At 66.0% G+C, this 23,199-nt stretch carries 23 protein-coding genes; 5 read left to right on the forward strand and 18 right to left on the reverse strand.

Annotated features, from left to right (window positions below; all coding sequences use genetic code 11):
- Positions 1–93: 93 nt before the first annotated feature.
- The gene (locus AC23D4_RS14685) at positions 94–513 is read right to left on the reverse strand and encodes a PACE efflux transporter (protein WP_472888678.1); all 420 of its coding nucleotides are present in this window, start codon (positions 511–513) and stop codon (positions 94–96) included.
- A 14-nt stretch (positions 514–527) separates the two neighbouring features.
- Positions 528–740 (reverse strand): heavy-metal-associated domain-containing protein, encoded by a 213-nt coding sequence (locus tag AC23D4_RS14690; protein WP_472888566.1) that lies wholly within the window; start codon positions 738–740, stop codon positions 528–530.
- A gap of 336 nt (positions 741–1,076) precedes the next feature.
- On the opposite strand from AC23D4_RS14690, the gene rbp reads away from it, so the two are divergent.
- On the forward strand, positions 1,077–1,379 hold the full coding sequence (gene rbp, locus AC23D4_RS14695; RefSeq protein ID WP_305361837.1) for an RNA-binding regulator: 303 nt from the start codon (positions 1,077–1,079) through the stop codon (positions 1,377–1,379).
- Between the two features lie 67 nt (positions 1,380–1,446).
- Here rbp and AC23D4_RS14700 read toward each other — a convergent pair whose 3' ends face one another.
- Positions 1,447–2,730, reverse strand: a complete 1,284-nt coding sequence (locus AC23D4_RS14700) for an O-acetylhomoserine aminocarboxypropyltransferase/cysteine synthase family protein (RefSeq protein ID WP_472888565.1) — start codon at positions 2,728–2,730, stop codon at positions 1,447–1,449.
- Between the two features lie 4 nt (positions 2,731–2,734).
- Entirely contained in the window at positions 2,735–3,202 is a 468-nt protein-coding gene (locus AC23D4_RS14705) for a CoA-binding protein (protein WP_472888564.1), read from the reverse strand.
- A 20-nt stretch (positions 3,203–3,222) separates the two neighbouring features.
- Between AC23D4_RS14705 and AC23D4_RS14710 the strand changes: the two genes are divergently transcribed.
- A complete protein-coding gene (locus AC23D4_RS14710) occupies positions 3,223–3,459 on the forward strand; it encodes an ATP-binding protein (protein WP_472888563.1) in 237 nt (78 codons plus the stop codon).
- Between the two features lie 59 nt (positions 3,460–3,518).
- On the opposite strand, the gene AC23D4_RS14715 is transcribed toward AC23D4_RS14710, so the two are convergent.
- On the reverse strand, positions 3,519–3,938 hold the full coding sequence (locus AC23D4_RS14715; protein WP_472888562.1) for a MarR family winged helix-turn-helix transcriptional regulator: 420 nt from the start codon (positions 3,936–3,938) through the stop codon (positions 3,519–3,521).
- Between the two features lie 157 nt (positions 3,939–4,095).
- Between AC23D4_RS14715 and AC23D4_RS14720 the strand changes: the two genes are divergently transcribed.
- Positions 4,096–6,006 (forward strand): FAD-dependent monooxygenase, encoded by a 1,911-nt coding sequence (locus tag AC23D4_RS14720; protein ID WP_472888561.1) that lies wholly within the window; start codon positions 4,096–4,098, stop codon positions 6,004–6,006.
- A gap of 51 nt (positions 6,007–6,057) precedes the next feature.
- Here AC23D4_RS14720 and AC23D4_RS14725 read toward each other — a convergent pair whose 3' ends face one another.
- The gene (locus AC23D4_RS14725; RefSeq protein WP_472888560.1) at positions 6,058–6,933 is read right to left on the reverse strand and encodes an alpha/beta fold hydrolase; all 876 of its coding nucleotides are present in this window, start codon (positions 6,931–6,933) and stop codon (positions 6,058–6,060) included.
- Between the two features lie 66 nt (positions 6,934–6,999).
- Positions 7,000–7,605 (reverse strand): glutathione S-transferase family protein, encoded by a 606-nt coding sequence (locus AC23D4_RS14730; protein ID WP_472888559.1) that lies wholly within the window; start codon positions 7,603–7,605, stop codon positions 7,000–7,002.
- Positions 7,606–7,718: 113 nt separating this feature from the next.
- On the opposite strand from AC23D4_RS14730, the gene AC23D4_RS14735 reads away from it, so the two are divergent.
- Entirely contained in the window at positions 7,719–8,684 is a 966-nt protein-coding gene (locus tag AC23D4_RS14735; protein ID WP_472888558.1) for a helix-turn-helix transcriptional regulator, read from the forward strand.
- Between the two features lie 325 nt (positions 8,685–9,009).
- Here the strand turns inward: AC23D4_RS14735 and AC23D4_RS14740 are convergent, their stop codons facing one another.
- Genes AC23D4_RS14740 through istA form a run of 3 tightly spaced genes read right to left on the reverse strand, consistent with a single transcriptional unit; the run spans position 9,010 to position 11,451 of the window.
- On the reverse strand, positions 9,010–9,192 hold the full coding sequence (locus AC23D4_RS14740; RefSeq protein WP_305335885.1) for a hypothetical protein: 183 nt from the start codon (positions 9,190–9,192) through the stop codon (positions 9,010–9,012).
- Positions 9,189–9,953 (reverse strand): IS21-like element helper ATPase IstB, encoded by a 765-nt coding sequence (gene istB / locus AC23D4_RS14745; protein WP_472888557.1) that lies wholly within the window; start codon positions 9,951–9,953, stop codon positions 9,189–9,191. Before istB ends, AC23D4_RS14740 begins: the two co-directional genes overlap by 4 nt.
- A complete protein-coding gene (istA, locus tag AC23D4_RS14750) occupies positions 9,940–11,451 on the reverse strand; it encodes an IS21 family transposase (RefSeq protein ID WP_472890610.1) in 1,512 nt (503 codons plus the stop codon). Before istA ends, istB begins: the two co-directional genes overlap by 14 nt.
- Before the next feature lie 1,048 nt (positions 11,452–12,499).
- Between istA and AC23D4_RS14755 the strand changes: the two genes are divergently transcribed.
- Complete coding sequence (locus AC23D4_RS14755; protein ID WP_472890398.1) at positions 12,500–13,417, forward strand: DNA-methyltransferase; 918 nt, start codon at positions 12,500–12,502, stop codon at positions 13,415–13,417.
- Here the strand turns inward: AC23D4_RS14755 and AC23D4_RS14760 are convergent.
- From AC23D4_RS14760 to AC23D4_RS14795, 8 genes are all read right to left on the reverse strand, one after another.
- On the reverse strand, positions 13,367–13,960 hold the full coding sequence (locus tag AC23D4_RS14760; protein WP_472890399.1) for a ScaI family restriction endonuclease: 594 nt from the start codon (positions 13,958–13,960) through the stop codon (positions 13,367–13,369). The two genes, AC23D4_RS14755 and AC23D4_RS14760, sit on opposite strands and share 51 nt — an antisense overlap.
- Complete coding sequence (locus AC23D4_RS14765; protein ID WP_472890400.1) at positions 13,957–14,178, reverse strand: helix-turn-helix domain-containing protein; 222 nt, start codon at positions 14,176–14,178, stop codon at positions 13,957–13,959. The genes AC23D4_RS14760 and AC23D4_RS14765 overlap by 4 nt, the downstream gene beginning before the upstream one ends.
- Positions 14,179–14,353: 175 nt before the next feature.
- A complete protein-coding gene (atzF, locus tag AC23D4_RS14770) occupies positions 14,354–16,186 on the reverse strand; it encodes an allophanate hydrolase (RefSeq protein ID WP_472890401.1) in 1,833 nt (610 codons plus the stop codon).
- A gap of 33 nt (positions 16,187–16,219) precedes the next feature.
- The gene (uca, locus tag AC23D4_RS14775) at positions 16,220–19,840 is read right to left on the reverse strand and encodes an urea carboxylase (protein WP_472890402.1); all 3,621 of its coding nucleotides are present in this window, start codon (positions 19,838–19,840) and stop codon (positions 16,220–16,222) included.
- 91 nt (positions 19,841–19,931) lie between these two features.
- Entirely contained in the window at positions 19,932–20,597 is a 666-nt protein-coding gene (locus AC23D4_RS14780) for an urea amidolyase associated protein UAAP2 (RefSeq protein WP_472890403.1), read from the reverse strand.
- Positions 20,598–20,608: 11 nt separating this feature from the next.
- Complete coding sequence (locus AC23D4_RS14785) at positions 20,609–21,307, reverse strand: urea amidolyase associated protein UAAP1 (protein WP_472890418.1); 699 nt, start codon at positions 21,305–21,307, stop codon at positions 20,609–20,611.
- A 150-nt stretch (positions 21,308–21,457) separates the two neighbouring features.
- Positions 21,458–22,300, reverse strand: a complete 843-nt coding sequence (locus AC23D4_RS14790) for an ABC transporter ATP-binding protein (RefSeq protein WP_472890404.1) — start codon at positions 22,298–22,300, stop codon at positions 21,458–21,460.
- Between the two features lie 4 nt (positions 22,301–22,304).
- On the reverse strand, positions 22,305–23,183 hold the full coding sequence (locus AC23D4_RS14795; protein ID WP_472890405.1) for an ABC transporter permease: 879 nt from the start codon (positions 23,181–23,183) through the stop codon (positions 22,305–22,307).
- Positions 23,184–23,199 lie beyond the last annotated feature (16 nt).

Below are 23,199 nucleotides of genomic sequence, written 5' to 3' on the forward strand. Positions count from 1 at the left end.
GGTTATGCAGACCGACGATACTGCGGCCCCGGGGCCGTGGCTGGGCGTGGAGGGTGCGGCACCACCGGAGGTGAGCGCCCCGGCGGCCGCGCGTCAGGCGGCCGAAGCCGGCAGGCCGAACACCTTGTCGAACCCGAGGTTGAAGGCGAAGGTGTAGACGAGGAAGAAGAGCGACAGGCCCAGGTCGAGCACCAGCGCGTGCCAGAAGCCGATGTCCAGCCACCACGCAAACAGCGGCACGAGCGAGACGATGAAGCCCAGCTCGAAACCGATGGCGTGGGCAGCGCGGCGTTTGAAGCTGCGTCCGCGCACGGTCTGGCGCGCTTCCCAGCGCTCGAAGAACGTGTTGTAGACCAGGTTCCAGACCACCGCGATGACGGAGGTGGCCACGGCGATCACGCTGGCGTGCTGCAGGCTGCTGTCCGAGCCGGCGGCGAGACCGGTGCTGGTGATGGCAACGGCCACCACCTCAAACAGGCTGACGTAGACGATCTTGCGGCGGATGCCTTGCAGGTTCATGCCTTGAGTCACGCCTGCACCTGCGCCTCGTAGCCGGCTTCCTGCAGCCTGGCTGCGATGTCGTCGGCCGAAATCATGGCGGTGTGGCTGACCCAGGCGGTGTGTTCGGCGAGGTTGACTTCGGCCTGGTTGACGCAGGGCAGGTCTTGCAGCTCGAACATGACGGCGTCGGCGTCTTCCTGCGTGAGCAGGTCGGGGATGTGGAAGCGGGTTTCGGGCATGGGTGCTACTTTCTAACTGGTCGCAATATAAATTTGCATTTATATTTCCAATTAAATATAATACCAACTTGAGCCGAGTTCGGTGGCATCCGCCAACCCACGCGGCCCAGCCGGCGGCATCCCGGGCCCCGGTCAGCTCCGACGCCATTCGGTCTTGATGTTCTGTTGAGCTGCAGACACCACGCTCCCCTATTCAGCTTGGCGCAGATTCGCTTCGGTTCAGGCCGTGTGCATCTTCGCAAACAACCGTTCCTGCGGTATCCATCGGACGCTGCATTTTTCATGCGCTGTCGGGCTCGGCCTGGCTGTGGCGCAATTTCTCTGAAAGGCTCTGACATGAGCACGAAACTTTACGTGGGCAACCTGCCCTATTCCATCGACGACGCCATCCTGCGCAACAACTTCACCGAGTTTGGTGGCGTGACGTCGGCCAAGGTCATGATGGACCGCGACACCGGTCGTTCCAAGGGCTTCGGCTTTGTGGAAATGTCCACCAGCGAACAGGCCGAGGCCGCGATCCAGAGCCTCAACGGCATGTCGGTTGACGGCCGCTCGATCGTGGTGAACATCTCGCGCCCGAAAGAGCCGAGCACCGGCGGCTACGGCGGTGGTGACCGCGGTGGACGCGGCGGCTACTGAGCGCTCGCGCTTCAGTTCAGAAAACCGGCCTTTGGGCCGGTTTTTTTTCGTCTGCTGTTTTTTCCGGTCAGGCCACGGCCCGCTCCAGCGCCTGGTCGATGTCCCACAGGATGTCGTCGATGTGCTCCAGCCCGACGGAGATGCGCACCATGTCGGGCGGCACGCCGGCCGCGAGCTGCTGGGCCGCGTCGAGCTGGCGGTGGGTGGTGCTGGCGGGGTGGCTGATGAGGGTGCGCGTGTCGCCGATGTTGACGAGGTGGCTCATGAACTGCGCGCTTTCGATGAACTTCACGCCTTGTTCGAGCCCGCCTTTGACACCAAAGGCCAGCAGGCCGGAGGCGCCGCGCATCTGCTTTTTCATGAGGTCGTGTTGCGGGTGGTCGGGCAGGCCGGGGTAGTTGACCCAGCCCACGCGCGGGTCGTCTTTCAGGTACTGCGCGACGGCAAGCGCGTTGCTGCAGTGGCGCTCCATGCGCAGCGGCAGCGTCTCCACGCCTTGCAGGATCTGCCAGGCGCTGGTGGGCGAGAGTGCGGCGCCGAAGACGCGCAGGCCTTCCATGCGGCAGCGCATGGTGAAGCCGAAATCGCCAAAGGTTTCGTAGAACTTCACGCCGTGGTAGCCGGGGCTGGGCTCGGTCATGCCGGGGAACTTGCCGTTGTCCCACGGGAATTTGCCGCTCTCGACCACCACGCCGCCGAGCGTGGTGCCGTGGCCGGCGAGGTATTTGGTGGCGCTGTGCACCACGATGTCGGCGCCGTGTTTCAGCGGGTTGCAGAGGAAGGGGCTGGGCACCGTGTTGTCCACGATCAGCGGCAGGCCGTGCGCGTGCGCCACGTCGGCCACAGCCGCGATGTCGAGCACCACCATGCTGGGGTTGCCCAGCGTTTCGGCGAACACGGCGCGCGTGTTGGGGCGGATGGCGGCGGCGAAGGCGTCGGGGTTGGTGGCGTCGACGAAGCTGGTCTCGATGCCGAATTTCTTGAGGTTGACGGCGAGCATGGTGACGCTGCCGCCATACAACGCACCGGCCGCGACGACGTGGTCGCCGGCCTGCAGCAGCGTGGTGAGCGCCAGCGCTTCGGCCGCCATGCCGCTGGCGGTGGCCACGGCGGCGCGCCCGCCCTCCAGCGCGGCCACGCGTTCTTCGAGCGCGGCGACGGTGGGGTTGGAGAGGCGCGAGTAGACGTTGCCGAAGGTCTGCAGGTTGAACAGGCTGGCGGCGTGTTCGGCGCTGTCGAAAACGAAGCTGGTCGTCTGGTAGATCGGCAGGGCGCGCGCGCCGGTGGCGGCGTCGGGGATCTGGCCGGCGTGGATGGCCAGGGTTTCGGGCTGGAAGCTGCGGTCGGCCATGGTGTCAGCCCTGCTTCGGCCGGTGGGCCGAGATGACCTGGGTGTTCACCCCGGCCCAGTTGAGTCCGCCGAAGAGGCGCGCGTGTTCGATCTTCACGCAGCGGTCCCAGATCGAGTCCATGCCCGCTTCGGTGGCAATGCGGTCGGCTTCTTCGCTCATCAGGCCGAGTTGTTGCCACAGGGTTTTGGCGCCGATGGCGACGGCGCTGCGTGCCACGGCCGGGATTTCTTCGGCCTTGCGAAACACGTCGACCATGTCGACCGGGAAAGGAATGTCTTCCAGCCGCGGATAGCTCTTTTCACCCAGGATTTCCGGGTAGCGCGGGTTCACCGGCACGATGCGGTAGCCGTGCTCCTGCAGGTACTTGGCGGCGAAGTGGCTGGGGCGGTGCCATTCGGCCGAGAGGCCGACCACGGCGATGGTGCGGTCGCGCGCGAGGATGCGGCGCAGGGTGGGGATGTCGTCTTGCATGGTGCCCACACAATAACGGCATGGCGACCGAACGCAAGGCCCTGCCTGTCATCAACCCGACGCGCTGCACTGGCTGCGGCTGGTGCGTGGGCGTCTGCCCGCCGCATGTGCTCTCGCTGGAGACGGCCCCGAACTGGCAGAAAAAGAGCACGCTGCACGACGCCGCGGGCTGCACCGGTTGCGCGAAGTGCGTGCTGAAGTGCCCGTTCGACGCGATCACGATGGTGCGCGTCGCCGACGAAGCGCCGCGCCTGTAAACCGCCTCGCATCGACCGCACCCGGCGGGCAAAGGGCGGTCGCGGCTGATCCGGTACGGCTACTGCCCCACGGCCTGCCGGGCCAGCTTGAGAAAACGCGCGCGGTCGGCGTCGCCCAGCGACGGCAGGATGTGATCCTGCAGGCTCCGCACGACCGGGACCAGCGCGTTGAAGGTGCGTTGCCCTTCGGGGGTCAGCGACAGCTCGCGCGCCCGGCGGTCCCGCTCGCTGACGACGCGGCGCACCCACCCCTTCTGTTCCAGACGCTCGATGACGCCGCCGATGGTGGCGCGGTCGTAGGCGATCATTTCGGCCACCCGCGCCTGGTCCGTGCCAGGCTGGTTGTGGATCGCGTCGAGCGCCGCAAACTGCACCGGCGTCAGATCAAAACCCGCGGCCTGCGTGCGCTGCACGAAGACCAGGGTGGACTGCTGGTGCAAGCGGCGGATCAGATGCCCGGCCATGTCGAGTGAGTCCATCCACGCGCTCCATATCAAGGTTCATGTGCACACCGGCGTGCCTCAGCGATGCCGTTTTGATAAGTATACGTACCGTCTTGACAAATAATAGTAAGCATAGATATCATTTGCCCACACACCCAGCGTTCACGGTGCGATTCAACCCAGGAGACAACCCATGCAGTTCTACAAAGATGGCTTCCGCGGCGGCAACCCCGACGTCAAGCAGGCCGCGCCCAACCGCCGCAACCGCGGCGTCAACGAACCCCTCCCGGAAAAGGTCGACGTGCTGATCGCCGGCACCGGCCCCGCCGGCCTGTGCCTGGCCGCCCAGCTCGCGCAGTTCCCGGATATCGAGACGATGATCGTCGAGCGCATGCCCACCAACATCATCAAGGGCAAGGCCGACGGCATCAACACGCGCACCATGGAAATGTTCCAGGCCTTCGGTTTTGCCGACAAGGTCAAGCGCGAAACCTACTGGGTGAACCAGACCAACTTCTGGATGCCCGACCCCGTCAACCCGCAGCACATCAAGCGCGTCGGACGGGTGCAGGACGTGGCCGACGACAGCTCGGAAATGCCGCACATCCTGATCAACCAGGCGCGGCTGCACGAGCTGTTTCTCGAAGTCATGGCGAACTCGGCCTCGCGCCTGGCGCCCGACTACAGCTGGGAGATCGTGAGCCTGACGGTGGACCCCGACACCGACGACCACCCGGTGACCGTGACGCTCAAGGACGCCAGCGGCGTGAACTGGTGGGCCACGCGCACGGTGCGGGCGAACTACGTGGTCGGCTGCGACGGCGCGCACTCGGCCGTGCGCAAGGCCATCGGCGGCGAACTGCACGGCGACGCCGCGCACCAGGCCTGGGGCGTGATGGACATCCTGGCCAACACCGACTTCCCCGACGTGCGCCAGAAGTGCCTGATCTCGTCGGCGAACGAGGGCAACGTGCTGATCCTGCCGCGCGAGGGCGGCTACGTGTTCCGCATGTACGTGGAGCTCGACAAGCTCAAGGACGGCGAGAAAGCCGCGAGCCGCAAGTTCACGCAGGACGACATGATCGCGGCGGCCAACCGCATCATCCAACCCTACTCGATCGACGTGAAGGAAGTGGTCTGGTGGTCGATCTACGACATCGGCCACAGCCTCACCGACAAGTTCGACGATGTGCCCGAAGGCTCGGACCGTTGCCCGCGCGTTTTCACCGCCGGCGACGCCTGCCACACCCACTCGCCCAAGGCCGGCCAGGGCATGAACGTCTCGATGCAGGACACCTTCAACCTCGGCTGGAAGCTGGTGCACGTGCTGCAGGGCCGGGCCGACGCCAGCCTGCTGCGCAGCTACTCCAAAGAGCGGTTGACCGAAGCCAAGCGGCTGGTCGAGACCGACCACGAGTGGTCGCGCATCATGTCGGCGCCCACCACCCAGGCCGAGCGCGACGGCACCGAGGAGCCGCGCATCATCCGCCAGTTCAAGGCCAACCTCGAATTCACCGGCGGCACCGCGGTGAAGTACGACACCTCCACCCTGTTCGCGCCGCCGACGCACCAGGCGCTCGCCCAAGGCGAAGAGATCGGCCGCCGCTTCCACTCGGCCCCCGTGGTGCGCCTGTCGGACGCGAAGCAGATGCAGCTCGGCCACGCCGCCGAGGCCGACGCGCGCTGGCGCATCTACGCCTTCGCCGGCCAGGCCGACAGCTCCAACCCGGGTTCGGCGATCCACAAACTCGCGGACTGGCTGGAGACCGACCGGAAGTCCCCGGTGGTCAAGCACACCCGAAAGGGCGAAGACATCGACGCGGTGATCGACGTGCGCGCCGTGTTCCAGCAGACCTTCGACCAGCTCGCCTACGAGCACATGCCCTCGCTGCTCAAGCCCAGGACCGGCCAGCTCGGCCTGCAGGACCACGAGAAGATCTTCTGCGTCGACCACAAGGGCGCGGGCGACATCTATGACATGCGGGGGATTGACCGCGAACGCGGTTGCCTGATCGTCGTGCGTCCGGACCAGTACATCGCGAATGTGTTGCCGCTGGACGGGTTTGACGAGCTGTCGCGCTTCTTTGCCGGGGTGCTGCGCTGAGGTAACGGGTACCGGGATGGTCCTGCCTGCTCAAGGCGTGTACGGCGGCGCCTAGGCCGCGTGGGCGCGCAGCCACGCCACGATGTCGGCGGTCACTTCCTCACGGTTGCTCTCATTCAGGATTTCGTGGCGGGCGCCCGGGTACAGCTTGACCGTCACGTCGACCAGACCCGCATCACGGTAGCGCTGGCCCAGCAACTGGATCAGCGCGCCGCCACCCGCCAGCGGGTCGGCATCGCCTGACGCGATCAGCACCGGCAGGTCGCTGCGGATGCCCGCCAGCAGCGCGGGATCGGCCACCCGGGCCGCGGGCGAGAACAAGGCGGGAATCACATCGGCCGGCACGTCCCAGCCGCACCAGGGATCTGCAACGTAGGCATCCACCTCGGCGGCGTCGCGGGACAGCCATTCGTAGCCCGTGCGGTGCTCAAAGCCCGCATTGAAGGCTTCGAGCCCGGCGGGTGCGTCTGCGGGCGCGTTGGCCATGGCCGCGGCGAACGTGTCCAGCGCGGTCGAGCCGGACAGCACCACGCCCGACCATGTCGATGCGTGATCGAGCATGGCCGCCTGTGCGGCAAACGACCCCATCGAATGCGCGAACAGAAACACCGGCAGGCCGCCGTGCCGCGCGCGCAGCGCGGTGCCGAACTGGGCCACATCGGCAATCAGGCCGCCGAACCCGGCCGCACCGAAGTCACCCAGCCGCCCGTTGGCGGTGCGCCCGTGCCCGCGGTGGTCAACCGCGTGGACCACGAAGCCGGCCGCATTGAGCGCCCGGGCAAAGCGGTCGTAGCGCTCACCGTGCTCGGCCAGCCCGTGGGCGATCTGCACCACGCCGGTGGGCGGGCCGTCCACGTCGTCCCAGGTGTAGGTCGCGATCGGGGTTCGGTCGGCGTCGGAGATGAAGGAGGAGGTTGAGGTGCTCATCGGACCATTCTCACCCCGCACACGCTCCGCCCGACCTAGTGAAAACGGCAGGGCGCTCCGATGTGGTCAGGCGTCGATCTGCATCGACGGACGCGCCTGCACCTTCTGCAGCCAGGCGTGCGTGGTCGGGTGCCCGGCCACCGGTGCACCCAGGTAGACGCTGTAGCCGATCACCGAAGCCACGATCAGGTCGGCCAGCGTGTACGCATCGCCGAGCAACCAGGGCTTCTGGTTCAGGCGCCCATCGAGCACGGTGAGCAGTTCGTCCAGGGCTTTGTGCGCTGCGGTTCCGTGGGCGTCGTCGGGCGTGCCCATGTCCTTCGCGGCCTGCAACCGCACCAACTGCGCGCCGTAGGTGACATAGGCCCAGGTGCTCCATGACATGGCCTGAAGGTGTTCCGGCGTGCCGCCGGCCGGCCACAGGCCGCTTTTCACGCCATAGGTGTGGCCCAGCCACAGCTCGATCGCCAGCGCCTCGAACATCGGTGCGCCGTCCACCGTGAGGGTGGGCACCTTGCCGTTGGGGTTCAGGGCGAGGAAGTCGGGCCGGCGCTGCTCACCGGTTGTGATGTCGACCTTGACGCGCTCGTGCGGCACGCCGAGTTCGGCGAGGGCGCAGGCGACCGGGGTGGCGCTGGACATGGGGTGCCAGTAGAGAACGATCTTGGACATGAGGGGCTCCTTGGTGGTGTGAATGGCGGGCCCGACACCGCGCCGAACCCGTGGCTGCAATGTCGCGCCCATTGCGGACAGTTACGGCCCTCAATAAACGCTAGAGTGCGACCATGCTTTCATCGTCCTCGCGCCTGCTGCGCGTCCTCTCGCTGCTGCAGACCCGCAGCCACTGGGCCGGCCCCGAGCTGGCCGAGCGGCTGGAGGTGCACCCGCGCACGCTGCGGCGCGACATCGACCGGCTGCGCCAGCTCGGCTACCCCATCCACGCCAGCAGCGGCGTGGCGGGCGGCTACGCGTTTCGCGCGGGGCAGTCGCTGCCGCCGCTGCTGCTGGACGACGAAGAGGCGCTGGCGGTGGCCATTGCCCTGCAGATCGCCGCTGCCGGCACCGTGAGCGGTGTGGAAGAAAGCTCGCTGCGTGCGCTGGTGAAGCTGGAACAGGTGATGCCCACCCGCCTGCGCCGCCGCACACACGCGCTGCGCTCGGCCATCGTGCCGGTGCAGCGCATGGGGCCCACCATCGACGCCAGCGTGCTCGCCACGTTGGCCACGGCCTGCCGCGATCAGCTGCAGGTGGGTTTCAGCTACCGGGACCTGCGCGGCCAGGCCAGCGTGCGCCAGGTGCAGCCGCACGGGCTGGTGCACACCGGCCACCACTGGTACCTCGTGGCCTGGGACCCGGCGCGCGATGACTGGCGCACCTTCCGCATCGACCGCGTGCAGGGCACCCCCCGCAGCGGCACGCACTTCGCACCGCGCCCGGCGCCAGCGGGCGACCTGCGCGCCTACGTCACCGGCGCGATGGCCGGCGTGCACCAGGGCGACCAGGCGCGCGTGGTGCTGCACCAATCGCGCGAGGTGATGCTGCGCACCATTCCCCCATCCGCCGCCACGCTGGAGGCCATCGACGACGCACACTGCCTCATGCTCTGCGGCGCGGGCCAGCTGGACTCGCTGGTCTACTGGCTCATGGCGCTGGACGTGGAATTTGATGTGCTGGAGCCACCCGCGCTGAAGGAGCGGCTGCGCCGGGCGAGTGAGCGGGTGGGGCGGAGTTTGGCGCGGGGTGGCGGGTGATGGTGAGGAAAAGAAGAGGGCGGTGGCCTGATGCGGCCAACGGACTGCTGTCGGTAAGCGGCGGCTGAGGGCTCACCCACAGCGGCCGTGCGCGACTACTGCTACTGGGTTTCGAGGCTGTTAGCGGCGATCTAAACCCGCGTAAATCTGGCGGCGGTAAATGGTGACGGAATCCGGTGGTCATTTGTGGCGGCGGATTCTGGTGGCGGCTTTCGGTGCTGAGTGCGCCACCAACAGCAAGGGCCCCGTCAGGGGCCCTTGCTGTTGGCGTGGGAGATTCGTCGTTGTTCAGAACGGCAACTCCGGGTCAAAGTCGTCCAGCGATTCACTGTGTCACGCGCTGCTCGCGCAGCAGGTTCTGGATGACCCGGCCGTAATGGGTCCAGACGCGATCGCGCAGATCATCAAGCAACTCCATCACCGCCAAGGCCTGCTCTGGTGTCCAGGTGTCGTCCACCGTGAAGGGCAGCCCATGGTGCAGTCCTGAAGGCGGGTGCCACGGCTTCATGCTGTTTCCTTCGACGGTTTGCGCTTTGCGGTGCGCGCCCGGGCGCGTTCTTGTGCCTCCTTGTGCCGGTACGACTGGCCCTTGATACCGACAATTTCGGCGTGGTGGACCAGGCGGTCCACGAGTGCGACCACGCAGGCCGCGTTGGGGAACACTTCACCCCACTCGGCAAACGATTTGTTCGTGGTGATCAGCGTGCTCTTGTGCTCGTGGCGCCGGCTGATCAACTCGAACAGCAGATCGGCATAGCGGCTGGAATACGACAGATACCCGACCTCATCAATGGCCAGGAGCTCTGGCCTGGCGTAGTGGCGCAGCCGGGTGCGCAGTGCCGAATCGCTGTCCAGACTGGCCAGCTCGCCCAGCAGCTTGCCGGCGGTGGTGAACAGGACGGTGTGTCCCTGCAACACCGCCTGGTGCGCAATGTTCTGCGCGATCGTGGTCTTGCCGACCCCGGAGGGCCCCACCAGGATGGCGTTGCTGGCGTTTTGCAGGAACTGCAGCGTCATCAGCTCGCTCACGCTGGCCTGGTCAATCTGCTCGGGCCAGCGCCAGTCGTAATCCACCAAGGGCTTGAAGCGCCCGATGCGCGCACTGTGCAGGCGCCGCTCCATGGATCGGCGGGTTCTCTCCTGCTCTTCCCAGTCCAGCAATGTGCCCACCCAGGGTTCGGTGCAGCAGGTACTCCAGTTGGCCAGCACCCCGTGCAGTTGCAACGCCTGGGCGCGGTGTTTGAGTGTGGCCGAATCAGTTGCTGGCATCGTCACTCTCCTGCGTGAGACGGTCATAGCTGTCCAGGCTGTGGGGGCGCACGGCGATGTCGCGCGCGCGCACCTGCGCGGACAGGGCCACGCCCAGCGGGGGCGGGGTTTGCTGCTGGCGCTGGCGTTGGCGTTGGTGTTGCAGCGCCAGACGAACCGCATGGGGGTGCGGCACACCGCGGCTCATGGCATCGGCGACGGCGGCCGTCATCTGCGTGCGTCCATGCACATCCAGGAGTTCCTGCAACTCACGGGCGATGCGTCCCAGCGGCTCACCCCGCTTGGCCGCCTCTGTCAGCAAATCCTGCACCTGAGGCAGCGCGTGCACCAGGCGGTCCGTGTCGCGATGGGCTCGCGCGGCTCGCTTGTGCTGCACCAGTTCCTGCACATGGGCCTCGATCTCGATCTGCTGAGCCTTGTCCCAGCAACGCGGGTGCGTGGCCAGTGCCTGCTGGCCGTCCAGAATACGCACCTCATGCAGGCTGGCGTGCACGCTCAGGCTGCGCTGTACGTGGGTGTGGGGGATGGAATAGTCGTTCAGGTCAAAGCGAACATAGGGTGTCTTGGCCGCTGTCACGCCGCGGATCTCATCGCAACAAAACGGTGTGACCGGGATGTCCATCAGGTGCGCCTTCTCTTGGTCAAAGGCCTGCTGCACCGACAGCTGGGAGTCCTCGGGGCAGCGCCGAGCGCTGGCTGCCCCGTTCACCCAGGCATCGGCCTGGGCATTGAGATCGTCGAGGCCGTCAAAGGTGCGTCCCTCGAAGAAGGCCGTGCGGATGTAGCGGATGGCCCGCTCCACGCGGCCCTTCTCATTGCCCCGGGCCGGGGCCACGGGCCTGGCCTCGAAGCGGTAGTGCGCCGAGAGTGCCAGCAAGGTGGGATTGAAGCGGATGGCCTGCCCCCTGCGTTCGAGCACCGCGCTCTTGAGGTTGTCGTACAAGACGACCCTGGGAACGGACTCCCAGGATTCAAAGGCCTGGACGTGGCCGCGCAGGAAGTTCTCCATGTGCGCGCCCAGGAAGAAGCGCAGGAAGATGCGTCTGGACCAGGACAGGACCATCACAAAGGCCATCAGGGGTCGCCTGGCTTGCCCGATCTGGATGTGGCCGAAGTGGCCCCAGTCGCATTGCCCCTGTTCACCGGGCAAGGTGCGCAGGCGCAAGTAGGCCTGTGCTGGGGGGCGTGGACGGTGCCTGGCGACGATGTGGCGAAAGTGGTCGGGGCGTCCCTCGTAACCGCGCTCGGCGACCATGGTGTGCAACCGGCTGGCCGTGAGGTTGGGGAACTGCTTCAGGGTCTCTTCAATAAAGGGCAGGTAGGGGCTCACGCCCGAGGTGCGTTGTGCGGGCACTATGGGGGCGGCGCCGGCCTGGGTGAGCACGCGCATGACGGTCTCGCGGTGCACGCCCAGCTGGGACGAGATCGTTCCCACCGGCCAGTGCTCGGCGTGGTGGTAGCGCAGGATCTGCGCCGTGAGTTCAGGTGAAATGGCCATGTGAGTCGGTACTCCATACGGATGGTTTCGATGGGCGACGAAAGCGGCAACGCAAATAGTCCAGGCGTACAAAATTCGAGACCGAACGGCCGCAAAACTGGCACTTGCAGCGTTGACTTGCGTCTGGGATCAGAGCGGTTGTTTCGCCGGGTGGGAGTACATCAGTGCAGGGCGGTGGTGGGCTACCCTGATGCGTCACTGTTTGCTGGCGCGCCCTCCATTGCCCCTGGCGTCTGGCGTGAGCGTGACGGCCCTTGCGGCTGTCCTGGTAGCGTTTGCCGGCTGCGCGCTGGGCGCCACTTCTGGCCTGGTGCGAGCAGGCCGCGCTGCAGTAGCGCTGGCCGCGGTCGCAGTGGCTGCAGATGAGCACAGGGCAGCGGCACAGGGCGCACACAAAGCGTCTGGGCGGTGGTGACGGCGCGGGCTGGGCAGTGGGCATGGGCGCTCCATTCCCATGCGTGAGCCCATGCTATGGACAGCCACGCCCGCTTCGTGAAATACTGACAGCGGCAACGGCGCCCTCCAAAGCGGTGGGTCTCGGGGCGCGACAGTGGGTTTACCGGAAAGTGACTGTCACTGTCGCGCCTGCTTCTTACACGGGTAGGCGATATGTAACGCAAAACACCAGCGCTGCGCCATACCCCTGCGCTGACTCATGCCCGCCATGCCACGGCCAAAGCAGGCACGCCCCCCCCCCGGCACACCTCAGTGCCCTGCAGAACGGGCACCCCCCATTCAACTCAAAGGAAGTTCAAGGCATTCAGCTGACTGAAGCGGGTGAACGCGTCTGGCTTGCTCCCGACACCAGATTTACGCGGAAACTGACAGCCGTTCACAGAGGCAAGCAGTTCGCTTAGTCTTTCCCGAGATCAGGGCTGGAAGCGGCCCACCGCCACTGTTCCGCTGACAGGCGGCATTTGGTTCCGAAGCGAACCGCCTGTGCCGAACAACGCCGGTCATCTGAATCGGGTGCATCCATCCACGCTGCCGCAGATGTTATGCAAACTTTCCCTAGACTAGGAGCATCGTTTTGCCTACTATAAGTCGCATGAACCTGTCTCTCCCCAACTATTCGCGTCTTGAGCAGACCCTCCTTGAATCACTTGGAGCCCCAGCTATCCATCATGCCGGCGTGATGATCTACCAAATGGATTGCGTTGAGGCGTTAAAACGCCTGCCGTCAAACTTGATCGACCTGACCGTAACATCACCCCCATACAACATCGGAAAAGAGTATGAAACAAGGGTTGAAGTTGAGAGCTATGTGGCTTGGTGTGAAGAATGGATTCAAGGCATCAATAGAGTGTCGAAAGAGGATTCTGCTTTCTGGCTAAATCTCGGATACCTTGCATTACCTGAAAAGGCGAGGTGCCTTCCCATCTCGTATCTTCTTTGGGACAAAGTCCCTTTCTTTCTTCAGCAAGAGGTTGTCTGGAACTATGCAGCGGGAGTAGCAGCGCGGAATTATTTTTCCCCGCGCAATGAAAAGTTTCTTTGGTTCATTAAGAATCAGAGCCGCTATACATTCAATTTAGACGAGGTACGCGACCCCAACGTAAAGTACCCAAATCAGAAGAAGAATGGAAGACTCAAATGCAATCCGCTGGGAAAAAATCCCACAGACGTATGGGAGTTTCCAAAAATAACTTCGGGCAGCCAACGAGCCTCACCAGAACGCACAGCGCACCCGGCCCAATTTCCTGTTGCGGTAATCGACAGAATCGTCCGTGCATGTAGCAACCCTGGCGAAGTTATTCTTGACCCGTTCATGGGATCGGGTACCACTGCGGAAGTTGCAATGAGCACCGGCCGCTTTGTACTTGGATTCGAACTAGAACCCAAGTACATAGACATAACTGCCAAACGCCTTCACAACTTCAAAGCTTGGGAAAAAGGCGTTGCGGCTCAACGTCCATTAGCGATTTTCGAACAGGAGTCGCAGCTTACCTCGCTCGACCTCATTTAACAAACGGGCTTGCTGCCCCGTTGCAGCAGTCTGGCCTTGCCAATCTGCATGATCCAACCAACCGAAGCGAATTTTTCGCAGGCGCGCTGCTTTGGCGCCTTTCAGGGATTTTTCGAAGTTTACCGCAAGGTAATAACCTGACTTGCTCTTTTTCCCAGTTGACCCCTGCTGTGCGTAACTTCGATTCCCAAATATTTGGGATGGATGTGAAGAAGTCTTGATTTCCATTGAGAACGCGGCATCCGGGACGTATACGACATCTTTGTCCGAAGCAACCTCTTCACCTCGCCAAACTCCGGGATGCCGACTTGCTAGCTCCAAGGGAATCAACTCATGGAGGAAGAACGCAATGATCTGCGGCTTCGGAAAAATATGCTCCCCGATCTGAAACCCGCCCCGTCCAATCTTCGAAGCAAATACGCCTTCCCAACTCGCTAGGACAACCTCCACCAGTTCATTCATTCCAAGTGGATATCTCCCAATCAGCTCATCCGTTTTCTCGGCCCACTTGTCGCTGTGAATGCCTACATAGGGACTGATCATTTCAGCCCTTCCAATAGCGAGGACGGGCTTTCGTTGAGCGCGCGAGCAAGAAGAACGATATTCTCAAGACTCACGTTGCGCTCGCCTCTTTCGACCGAACCAACATAAGTGCGATGCAGGCCACATTGATCGGCCAACTCTTCTTGGGAAATCCCCAAAGAAGTGCGATATCGGCGGATATTCGCACCGAGCGTCTTTGCAATTAGTTCATTTTTCACGCAACGAACTATGCAAACATGAATTCTTTGCGTCTACAGACTATAAGTAGCACACCATGACAGCGACCTCTTGCCGTTCAGTGGAGCAGATCGCAATCGGCAGTCCAACGGTCATTTGCGAGAAAAACGCATCTCTTCTCTGCAGTCGCAGACTGCCAAGATGGTGAACTGCACGTCAACCCCGTCGCTCCAACCAAGCCCGCCAGCTCCCCAACTGCGTGATCTCGGTCCCACCCCCCACACCGATCGCTTCGCACACAAACCCGCTCACCCACGTCCCATCCGCCAACTTCACCTTGCCGATGCCCAGCGGCGCCGGGATGCCGTCGACGAAGCTGCCGAAGTGTTGGGCCGGCATCTCCCAGACTTCCATGTCGACGGCTGCGCCGCCTTCGTTGACGCGCACCATGCCGGGCCGCTGGACCGGGCCGCCGGCGAGGGCGTAGAACTTGTATTCGGGTGCGGACTGGACTGCGCCGAGCAGGCGCGCGCCGCGCTGGGTGAGCTGCCAGTTGAGCGGCAGGCCGCTGAGGTGCGCGCCGCAGACCGCGACCTTGACGGTGCCGGCGGTGTTGCTGCCTTTGGGCAGCCCGGTGGTGCCGATGGCGGGGGTGTCGGCCAGCTGCGCGGTGGTGGCGCCGAGTGAGAGCGCCGCCTGCGCGCGGTGGAAGCGGTCGGCCAGGCGCAGCAGGGGCACGTCCTTGAACGCGGGCGCGGCCAGGGTCACGCCCCAGGGCAGGCCTTGCGCGTCGCCGCTGGCCTGGAAGCCGGCTGGCACCGCGACGGCAGCGTAGTCCAGCAGGTTCATGAAGTTGGTGTAGTAGCCCAGGTTGCTGTTGAGGCGGATCGGGTCGGCCTGCATGTCGGCGATGCGGTAGATGGTGCCGGCCGTGGGCGTGAGCAGGCAGTCCACGTCTTTCCACACCGCGTCGCACACGCGCTTGAGCGCCTTCAGCCGGTAGCTGGCCGCAAACGCATCGGCCGCGGTTTTGCCGCGCCCGCCTTCGATGATGGTGCGCACGGGCGGGAACACGGCTTCGGGTTGGGCGTCGATGAAGTCCTTGATGGCCACGTAGCGCTCGGCCACCCAGGGGCCTTCGTAGAGCAGGCGCGCGGCTTCGAGGAAGGGCGTGAGGTCCACGGTCACTGGCGTGCCGCCCAGGGCTTTCAGGCGTTCGATCGATGCTTCGAACAATCCGTGCGCGGCGGTGTTGCCGAAGAAGTTGAGGTCCTGCGGGCGCGGCACGCCGAAGCGGAACGGGCCGGCCGAGAAGTCCACGCCGAAGGGCTCGGCCTTTCGGCTGAAAGCGTCGGCCTCGTCGTACGCCGCGGCCACGGCGAGCACCGCCTGCGCGTCGGCGGCGGTGAGCGCGAAGATCGACACCGTGTCGACCGACCGGCAGGCCGGCACCACACCAGTGCCGGACAGCAGGCCGATGCTGGGCTTGAGGCCCACGAGGTTGTTGAAGCTGGCGGGCACGCGGCCCGAACCGGCCGTGTCGGTGCCCAATGAAAACGTGACCCAGCCCTTGGCCACGCTCACCGCCGAGCCGGAGCTGGAGCCGCCCGAAACGAACTCGGGGTTGAAGGCATTCTGGCACGCGCCGTAGGGCGAGCGCGTGCCGTTGAGGCCGGTGGCGAACTGGTCGAGGTTGGTCTTGCCCAGCGGCACGGCGCCGGCCGCCAGCAGCTGCTGGATCAGGAAGGCGCTCTCGCCGGGGGTGTATGCGAATTCGGGGCAGCCGGCGGTGGTGGGGATGTGCGCGAGGTCGATGTTGTCCTTGAGCGCAAAGGGCACGCCGTAGAGCGGCAGGCTCGCCGGGTCCACGCCGTCGAGCCGCGCGACGAAGGGTTCGATCTCTGCATCGGTGAGGCGGTGGATGAAGGCGTGGTGGGTGTCGCTGGCGCAGCGGCGCATGGCTTCGGCGATCACGGCGCGCACGGTGACGCCGCTGGCGTAGGCGGCCTGCAGGTTGGCGATGTCGAAAGAGAGGGTGCTCAGGTTCATGTTGGGCTCCTTGAATGTTTTTTGGAATGAAGGTCAGACCGGTTCGTCGATCAGCACGAGCACGTTCTGCCCGGCGGCCACCGAGCCGCCCTGGGCACACATGAGCCGGTGCACGGTGGCGCTGGCGGGGGCGAGCAGGTTGAACTCCATCTTCATGGACTCGATCACCATCAGCACGTCGCCGGCCTGCACCTGCTGGCCCTCGCTCACCGCCACCTTCCACACGTTGCCGGGCACGCTGGTCGCGATCAGTCGGCCGCCTTCGGGCAGGTCGATCTCGCTGTCGGGCCCGGCCGCTTCCACGTCGGCCTCGCTCGCCACCTCGGCCAGGCCGGCGGCGGCCCAGCGCTCGCGCTCGGCTTCAAACGCCACTTGCTGCGTGGCCTTGAAGGCCGCGATGCTGGCCGCGTTTTCGCCGAGGAAACGGCGGTGGTCCTTCAGGCTGAAGCTGCCTTCTTCGGTGCGCAGCGCGTAGCCGCCGTGCGGGAAGTCGGCGCGGATGCGCAGCAGCTCGTCCTGGCTCACGGGATAAAAGCGGATCTGGTCGAAGAAGCGCAGCAGCCAGGGCTGTTCGAACACGGTGCCCGCCTCGCCGTGGCGCCAGCGGTTCCACATCTGCAGCGTGCGGCCCACGAACTGGTAGCCGCCGGGGCCTTCCATGCCGTAGACGCAGAGGTAGGCGCCGCCGATGCCCACCGCGTTCTCCGGCGTCCAGGTGCGCGCCGGGTTGTACTTGGTGGTCACGAGGCGCTGGCGCGGGTCCAGCGGCGTGGCCACCGGCGCGCCCAGGTAGACGTCGCCCAGGCCGAGCACGAGGTAGGGCGCCTCGAACACGATCTTGAACACGTCGTCGATGCTGTCCAGCCCGTTGATGCGGCGGATGAACTCGATGTTGCTCGGGCACCAGGGCGCGTCGGGCCGCACCGACTGCATGTACTTCTCGATCGCCAGCTTGGTCTGCGGGTCGTCCCACGACAGCGGCAGGTGCACCGTGCGGCTGGGCACCACCATGTCGTCCACCGGCGGCAGCGCGGCCTCGGTCGCGATCAGCGTTTTCAGCAGCGCATCGCGGGCGATCAGCGCCGGGTTGAAGTGCACCTGCAGCGAGCGGATGCCGGGCGTCATGTCGATGATGCCGGGCAACTGGCCTTGGGCCTGCAGGTCCTTCAGCGCGGTCATCAGCACGTGCACGCGCAGGCGCAGCTCGATGTCCAGCACCAGCGGGCCGAACTCCAGCAGCACGTAGCGGTCTCCGGCCTGGCGCACCAGCATGGCGGGCACGTCTTCGCGCGCTGGGTCTTCGTAGATGACGGGTGTGGTGTGGGCCTCTGCGTCGTCGCTCGGCGTCGCGGGCAACGCGCCGGCCAGGGAAGACAATGCGGCTTCCACCGCCGCTTCGCGTTCACCCGCCTGCGCCAGCGAGAGCCGGTGGAAGCGCACCGTGTCGCCCGGACGCAGCTGGCCCAGTTTCCACAGCTCGGCGTTCACCACCACGGCCGGGCAGACGAAGCCGCCGAGGCTGGGGCCGTCGGGCCCGAGGATCACGGGCATGTCGCCGGTGAAGTCGATCGCGCCGATGGCATAGGCGTTGTCGTGGATGTTCGACGGGTGCAAGCCCGCCTCGCCGCCGTCGGCCCGCGCCCACTGCGGCCGGGGGCCGATCAGGCGCACGCCCGTGCGGCTGCTGTTGTGGTGCACCTTCCAGTCGGTGGCGAAGAAGGTGGCGATGTCGTCGGGCTGGAAGAAATCGGGTGCGCCGTGCGGGCCGTAGAGCACGCCCACGTCCCAGTGGTGGCCGTACGTGGGGATCAGCGCGGCGGGTGTGGCCGCCGCCACCGGCGTGGCCGTGCCCGCGAGGTGCAGCACATCGCCCGCGCGCAGGTGCCGCCCCGCGTGGCCGCCGAACTGGCCGAGCGTGAAGGTGCTGCGGCTGCCCAGGTAGGCCGGCACGTCCAGCCCGCCGGCCACGGCCAACGCCAGGCGCACGCCCGCTTCGGTGCGGCCCACGGCCAGGGTGCTGCCCGCGCTCACTGGCAGCGCCTGCCACATCGCCACCGGCTGGCCGTCGAGCGTGAGCTTCGCGGGTGCGCCGGTCACGGCCACCACGGTGTCGGTGTTGAAGCGCAGCGTGGGGCCGGCGAGCGTGATCTCCAGCGCGGCGGCGTCGGGCGCATTGCCCACCAGCCGGTTCGCCAGGCGGTGCGCGTAGGCGTCCATCGGGCCGCTGGGCGGCACGCCCACGTCCCAGTAGCCGGTGCGGCCCGGCCAGTCTTGCACGCTGGTCTGCACGCCGGGCTCCAGCACCTCGATGGTCGCGGGCCGGTAGTCAAAGCTGTTGAGGAAGCGCGTGACCTGCCGGCCTTCGCGGAACACCGCGCTGCGCACCACCTGGCGCAGGTAGCCCAGGTTGGTTTCGATGCCGGCCAGGCGCGTGGCGTCCAGCGCGGCTTCCATCTTCAGCAGCGCCTGTTCGCGGGTGTCGGCGGTGACGATGAGCTTGGCCAGCATGGGGTCGTACCAGGCGGGCACCTCGGTGCCGCGCTCGACCCAGCCGTCCACACGGGCATCGGCAGGGAACACCACCTCGGTGAGCAGGCCCGCACAGGGCTGGAAGTTGCGCGCCGGGTCCTCGGCGTAGAGCCGCACCTGGATCGACGCACCGCGTTGCACCGGTTGCAACGTGGCCAGCGGCGGCAGGTCGCCCGCGGCGAGCTGCAGCATCCAGGCCACCAGGTCCACACCGCTCACCTGCTCGGTCACGCCGTGCTCCACCTGCAGGCGCGTGTTCACCTCCAGAAAGTAGAAGGCGCCGGTGGCCGCGTCGTAGACGAACTCCACCGTGCCGGCCGAGCGGTAGTCCACCGCCTGCGCCAGCCGCACGGCGGTGGCGTGCAGCTCGCTGCGCTGCGCGTCGCTCAGGCCCGGCGCCGGGGTTTCTTCGATCACCTTCTGGTTGCGCCGCTGCACCGAGCAGTCGCGCTCGCCCAGCGCGATCACGCCGCCCACGCCGTCGCCAAATACCTGCACCTCGATGTGGCGCGCCTGCTCCACGTACTTTTCCAGGAACAGGCCCGCGTCCTTGAAGTTCGCCTGCGCGAGGCGGCCCACGTTCTCGAACGCATCGGCGAGTTCGGCCGGATTCCACACCAGCCGCATGCCGATGCCGCCGCCGCCCGCCGTGCTCTTGAGCATCACCGGGAAGCCGATGCGTTGTGCCTCGGTTTGCGCCTGCGTCAGGTCGCCGAGCAGGCCCGAGCCCGGCAGCAGCGGCACGCCACGCGCCTGCGCCAGATCACGCGCCGTGTGCTTCAGGCCAAAGGCGCGCATCTGTGCCGGCGTGGGGCCGATGAAGGCGATGCCCGCGGCTTCGCAGGCTTCGGCGAAACCGGGGTTTTCTGACAGGAAACCGTAGCCTGGGTGGATGGCCTGCGCGCCGCAGTCTTGTGCGATCTGCAGGATGGGGTCGGCGCGCAGGTAGCTCTCGGCGGCGGGCGCGGGGCCGAGCAGGTAGGCCTCGTCCGCCTCGCGCACGTGGCGCGCCTGCGCGTCGGCTTCGGAATACACGGCCACGCTCTGCACGCCCAGTGCTTTGAGCGTGCGGATGATGCGGCAGGCGATGGCGCCGCGGTTGGCAATCAGGACCTTGCTGAACATGGGTCAACCTTGGAAACAAAAGGGCAGGCCGTCCTGCGTAGGGGTTGTGCAGCTGCGGGCCGTCCCGCAGCAGCGGTTCAAACAAGATCGTTCAGACCGGGTCCCAGACGATGAGCTGGATGGGCGTCGGGTTGTACGCATTGCACGGGTTGTTCAGCTGCGGGCAGTTGCTGATCAGCACCCACACGTCCATCTCGGCGCGCATCTCCACGTACTTGCCCGGGCCGGACACGCCGTCGTCGAACTTCAGATCGCCGCCGTCGGTGACGGGCACGTTCATGAAGAAGTTGATGTTGGGCACCAGGTCGCGTTTGGTGAGACCCATGTCGGCGCGCTGCAGGGCGATCAAATAGTTATCGCGGCAGCTGTGCATGTACTTCTTCTGCAGCGCGTAGCGCACGGTGTTGCTCTCGGCCGCGCAGGCGCCGCCGAGGGTGTCGTGGCGGCCGCAGGTGTCGGCCACGATGGTGAGCATGGGCCGGCCGTCGTTGCTGCGAATCACGGAGCCGGTGGTCAGGTAGATGCCGCCCTGGTGCACCATGGTGTCGGTCGCGCTGTAGTGCTCGGCCAGGTCGTCGCGGTTGTAGAAGATCACGTCGGCGGCCTGGTTGCCTTCGAGGTCGACGATGCGCAGCGTCTGGCCCTTGTTGACGGCGAACAGGATGGGCTCGCCTGCGGGGTGGCGCTGGTCCATCACGGCGTTGGCCGGGTCGAGCGTGCTTTCGAGGATGCGGATGTCGGTGGCGGTGGTGGTCATCTCGGTTCTCCTCACAGGTACAACATGTCGCTGTTGTGCAGCGCGCGCGCGTTTTCAGGGCGGAAGGCGCGGCAGAAGTCTTGTGCCGGCGCAGCGCCGCAGCGCCAGGCCAGCAGGCCCACTTTCTTCGGCGCGTAGACCGGCGACGGGTCGAGCGCGTGCGGTGCGCTGGACACGGCGAGGATCACGTCCATGTCAAAACGCAGTTCCACGAAATCGCCCGCCTTCGCGTGGTTTTCCGAAAAGCCAAAGCGGCCCTGCGCATCCACGCTCACCTTGCTGAACAGGTTCACCGGCGCGATCAGGTCGCGCCGCGTCAGGCCGTATTTGCCGATCTCGATCAGCAGGCCGTCCTTGCCCGAGCGGTACATGGCGTTGCGCGCCTGCTCGTAGCGCTGCTCGCCGTACTTCGTGGCCATGAGCTCGTTGCCGAGCAGGGCGCCCAGCGGGTCGTGCCAGCCCAGGCTGTCGGCCGTGACGCTGGCCATGCTGCGGCCCATGTCGCTCATGAGCACATGGCCCTTGGTGTAGTGCGCGGTGTGCTGCGCCTTCAGGCTGTCGGGCATGTTGTAGCGCTCCAGCTTCTCTTGCGCGCTGTAGAGCACCAGGCTCAGGTTGGCGCCCGCGTCCAGCGCCACGAAGCGGATCGCGCTGCCGCGCGGCATGCGCCAGCTCCAGTGGCTGCCGCCGGGCACCACCTCGCTCCACATCACTTGGTTGGTGTCCACGCCGGCCAGCGCGGGCGCAGGGAAGCGTTGCCAGAACGCGGGCGCGTCCACCGGCGCGGCCAGTGGCGGGTTGGGCAACACGGTGGTCAGCGGATCGGGGATGTCGTTGAGGTTCATGGGGGTCTCCAGGGTTCAGGCGGCTTCAGTCACCGCGCCGCTCAGGCGCTGCAGCTGTTCCAGATCGGTCTTCATGCCCGAGGTCTCGCGGATGCGTTCCAGGATGTCGCGCTTCAAGCGCACGAACTCGGGCGCGAACTTGAGGTCTTGCGTGCGCTGGTCGCCGAAGGGCACCTCGTAGATGGTGTCGATGCGCCCCGGGCGCGGCGCCATCAGCACCACGCGGCTGCCCAGATAAAGCGCTTCTTCCACGTCGTGCGTCACGAAGACGATGGTGGCTTTCTCCAGCCGGTGCACATAGCGGATCAGGTCGTGCATCACCTCACGCGTCTGCGCGTCCAGCGCGCCGAAGGGCTCGTCCATCAGCACGATGTCGGGCCGGCCCATGAGCGCGCGCGCGATCGCCACGCGCTGCTGCATGCCGCCCGAAAGCTGGTTGGGCCAGGCGCCGGCCGAAGCCTGCAGGCCCATCAGGCGCAGCAGCGCGTCGGCCCGGCCCGAGGCGGCTTCCACGTCGCTGGAGCTGCGGTTCTGCGTGTGCGCGGCGAGCTGGCGGCAGAACTTGATGTTCTCCATCACCGTCATCCAGGGGTAGAGGCTGTAGTGCTGGAACACCATGGCGCGGTCGATGCCCGGGCCGGTGACGGGCCGGTTGTCCACCAGCAGCTCGCCAGCGGTCTGCACCTCCAGCCCGCCGATGGTGCGCAGCAGCGTGCTCTTGCCGCAGCCCGAAGCGCCCACGAAGGTGACGAACTCGTTGGCGCCGATGTCCAGGTCCACGTTCTCCAGCGCGTTGGTGGGCGCGCCGTCAAAGTGCTTGGTGAGGCCGCGGATGGAGATCTTGGGAAGGGTGCTCATCGCATCAGCCTTTCAGGTAAAGCCAGGGGAAAGCGCGGCGGTGCAGCCAGCGGAACAGCTGGTCGGTCACCAGCCCGATGAGGCCGATGACGATGATCCCGGCGAAGATGGTGTCGGTCTGCAGGAATCGCTGCGCGCGCAGGATGGCGTAGCCCAGACCCGAGTTCGCGGCCACCAGCTCGGCGACGACCAGGTAGGTCCAGGCCCAGCCCATGGTGATGCGCAGCGTGTCGAGCAGCGCCGGCTTGGCGCTGGGCAGGATCACCTTTTCAATCAGCTCGCGGCGGTTCGCGCCCATGGTCTGTGCCGCCTCCACCTGCGCGGCCGGCACGCGGCGCACGTCTTCCGCCACCATCAGCACCATCTGGAAAAAGGTGCCGATGAAGATGATGGAAATCTTCGATCCCTCGTCGATGCCCACCCACAGCATCACCAGCGGAATGAAGGCCACCGCCGGCATGTAGCGGATCAGATCCGTCAGCGGCTCCAGCAGCGCCTGCACCGAACGGAACGAACCGATCAGCAGCCCCAGCGGCAGCGCGATCACCGCCGAGAGCACGAAGCCCGCCACCACGCGGTAGACGCTGATGCCCATGTCTTCGAGCAGGCCGGTCTCGGTGGCCCAGGTCCAGGTCTTGGCCAGCACCGCCGTGGGTGAAGGCAGGAAGGTCGGGTCCATGCCACCCCAGGCGGCCAGCGCGGCCCACATCAGCAGCGGGGTGATCAGGCCGGTGAGCGCAAACACCCAGTAGGCGCGGCGCGAGATGCCGGTGCGCACCGTCCAGAAGCCATTGCGCCGCGGCGGGCGCACAGACGCAACGGCGATGGGCGCACCGGCGCGGGCCGGTGGCGGAATCGATGCAGGCGGAGGAAGGCGGGACATGCGGGGCTCCTGTCGG

Source organism: Hydrogenophaga sp. L76 (assembly GCF_057654755.1).

What these genes read in the sequence shown, in the direction of transcription:
- AC23D4_RS14690 (WP_472888566.1), bottom strand. Translation starts at nt 740, where the DNA reads ATGCCCGAAACCCGCTTCCACATCCCCGACCTGCTCACGCAGGAAGAC.
- rbp (WP_305361837.1), top strand. Translation starts at nt 1,077, where the DNA reads ATGAGCACGAAACTTTACGTGGGCAACCTGCCCTATTCCATCGACGAC.
- AC23D4_RS14700 (WP_472888565.1), bottom strand. Translation starts at nt 2,730, where the DNA reads ATGGCCGACCGCAGCTTCCAGCCCGAAACCCTGGCCATCCACGCCGGC.
- AC23D4_RS14705 (WP_472888564.1), bottom strand. Translation starts at nt 3,202, where the DNA reads ATGCAAGACGACATCCCCACCCTGCGCCGCATCCTCGCGCGCGACCGC.
- AC23D4_RS14710 (WP_472888563.1), top strand. Translation starts at nt 3,223, where the DNA reads ATGGCGACCGAACGCAAGGCCCTGCCTGTCATCAACCCGACGCGCTGC.
- AC23D4_RS14715 (WP_472888562.1), bottom strand. Translation starts at nt 3,938, where the DNA reads ATGGACTCACTCGACATGGCCGGGCATCTGATCCGCCGCTTGCACCAG.
- AC23D4_RS14720 (WP_472888561.1), top strand. Translation starts at nt 4,096, where the DNA reads ATGCAGTTCTACAAAGATGGCTTCCGCGGCGGCAACCCCGACGTCAAG.
- AC23D4_RS14725 (WP_472888560.1), bottom strand. Translation starts at nt 6,933, where the DNA reads ATGAGCACCTCAACCTCCTCCTTCATCTCCGACGCCGACCGAACCCCG.
- AC23D4_RS14730 (WP_472888559.1), bottom strand. Translation starts at nt 7,605, where the DNA reads ATGTCCAAGATCGTTCTCTACTGGCACCCCATGTCCAGCGCCACCCCG.
- AC23D4_RS14735 (WP_472888558.1), top strand. Translation starts at nt 7,719, where the DNA reads ATGCTTTCATCGTCCTCGCGCCTGCTGCGCGTCCTCTCGCTGCTGCAG.
- AC23D4_RS14740 (WP_305335885.1), bottom strand. Translation starts at nt 9,192, where the DNA reads ATGAAGCCGTGGCACCCGCCTTCAGGACTGCACCATGGGCTGCCCTTC.
- istB (WP_472888557.1), bottom strand. Translation starts at nt 9,953, where the DNA reads ATGCCAGCAACTGATTCGGCCACACTCAAACACCGCGCCCAGGCGTTG.
- istA (WP_472890610.1), bottom strand. Translation starts at nt 11,451, where the DNA reads ATGGCCATTTCACCTGAACTCACGGCGCAGATCCTGCGCTACCACCAC.
- AC23D4_RS14755 (WP_472890398.1), top strand. Translation starts at nt 12,500, where the DNA reads ATGAACCTGTCTCTCCCCAACTATTCGCGTCTTGAGCAGACCCTCCTT.
- AC23D4_RS14760 (WP_472890399.1), bottom strand. Translation starts at nt 13,960, where the DNA reads ATGATCAGTCCCTATGTAGGCATTCACAGCGACAAGTGGGCCGAGAAA.
- atzF (WP_472890401.1), bottom strand. Translation starts at nt 16,186, where the DNA reads ATGAACCTGAGCACCCTCTCTTTCGACATCGCCAACCTGCAGGCCGCC.
- uca (WP_472890402.1), bottom strand. Translation starts at nt 19,840, where the DNA reads ATGTTCAGCAAGGTCCTGATTGCCAACCGCGGCGCCATCGCCTGCCGC.
- AC23D4_RS14780 (WP_472890403.1), bottom strand. Translation starts at nt 20,597, where the DNA reads ATGACCACCACCGCCACCGACATCCGCATCCTCGAAAGCACGCTCGAC.
- AC23D4_RS14785 (WP_472890418.1), bottom strand. Translation starts at nt 21,307, where the DNA reads ATGTGGAGCGAGGTGGTGCCCGGCGGCAGCCACTGGAGCTGGCGCATG.
- AC23D4_RS14790 (WP_472890404.1), bottom strand. Translation starts at nt 22,300, where the DNA reads ATGAGCACCCTTCCCAAGATCTCCATCCGCGGCCTCACCAAGCACTTT.
- AC23D4_RS14795 (WP_472890405.1), bottom strand. Translation starts at nt 23,183, where the DNA reads ATGTCCCGCCTTCCTCCGCCTGCATCGATTCCGCCACCGGCCCGCGCC.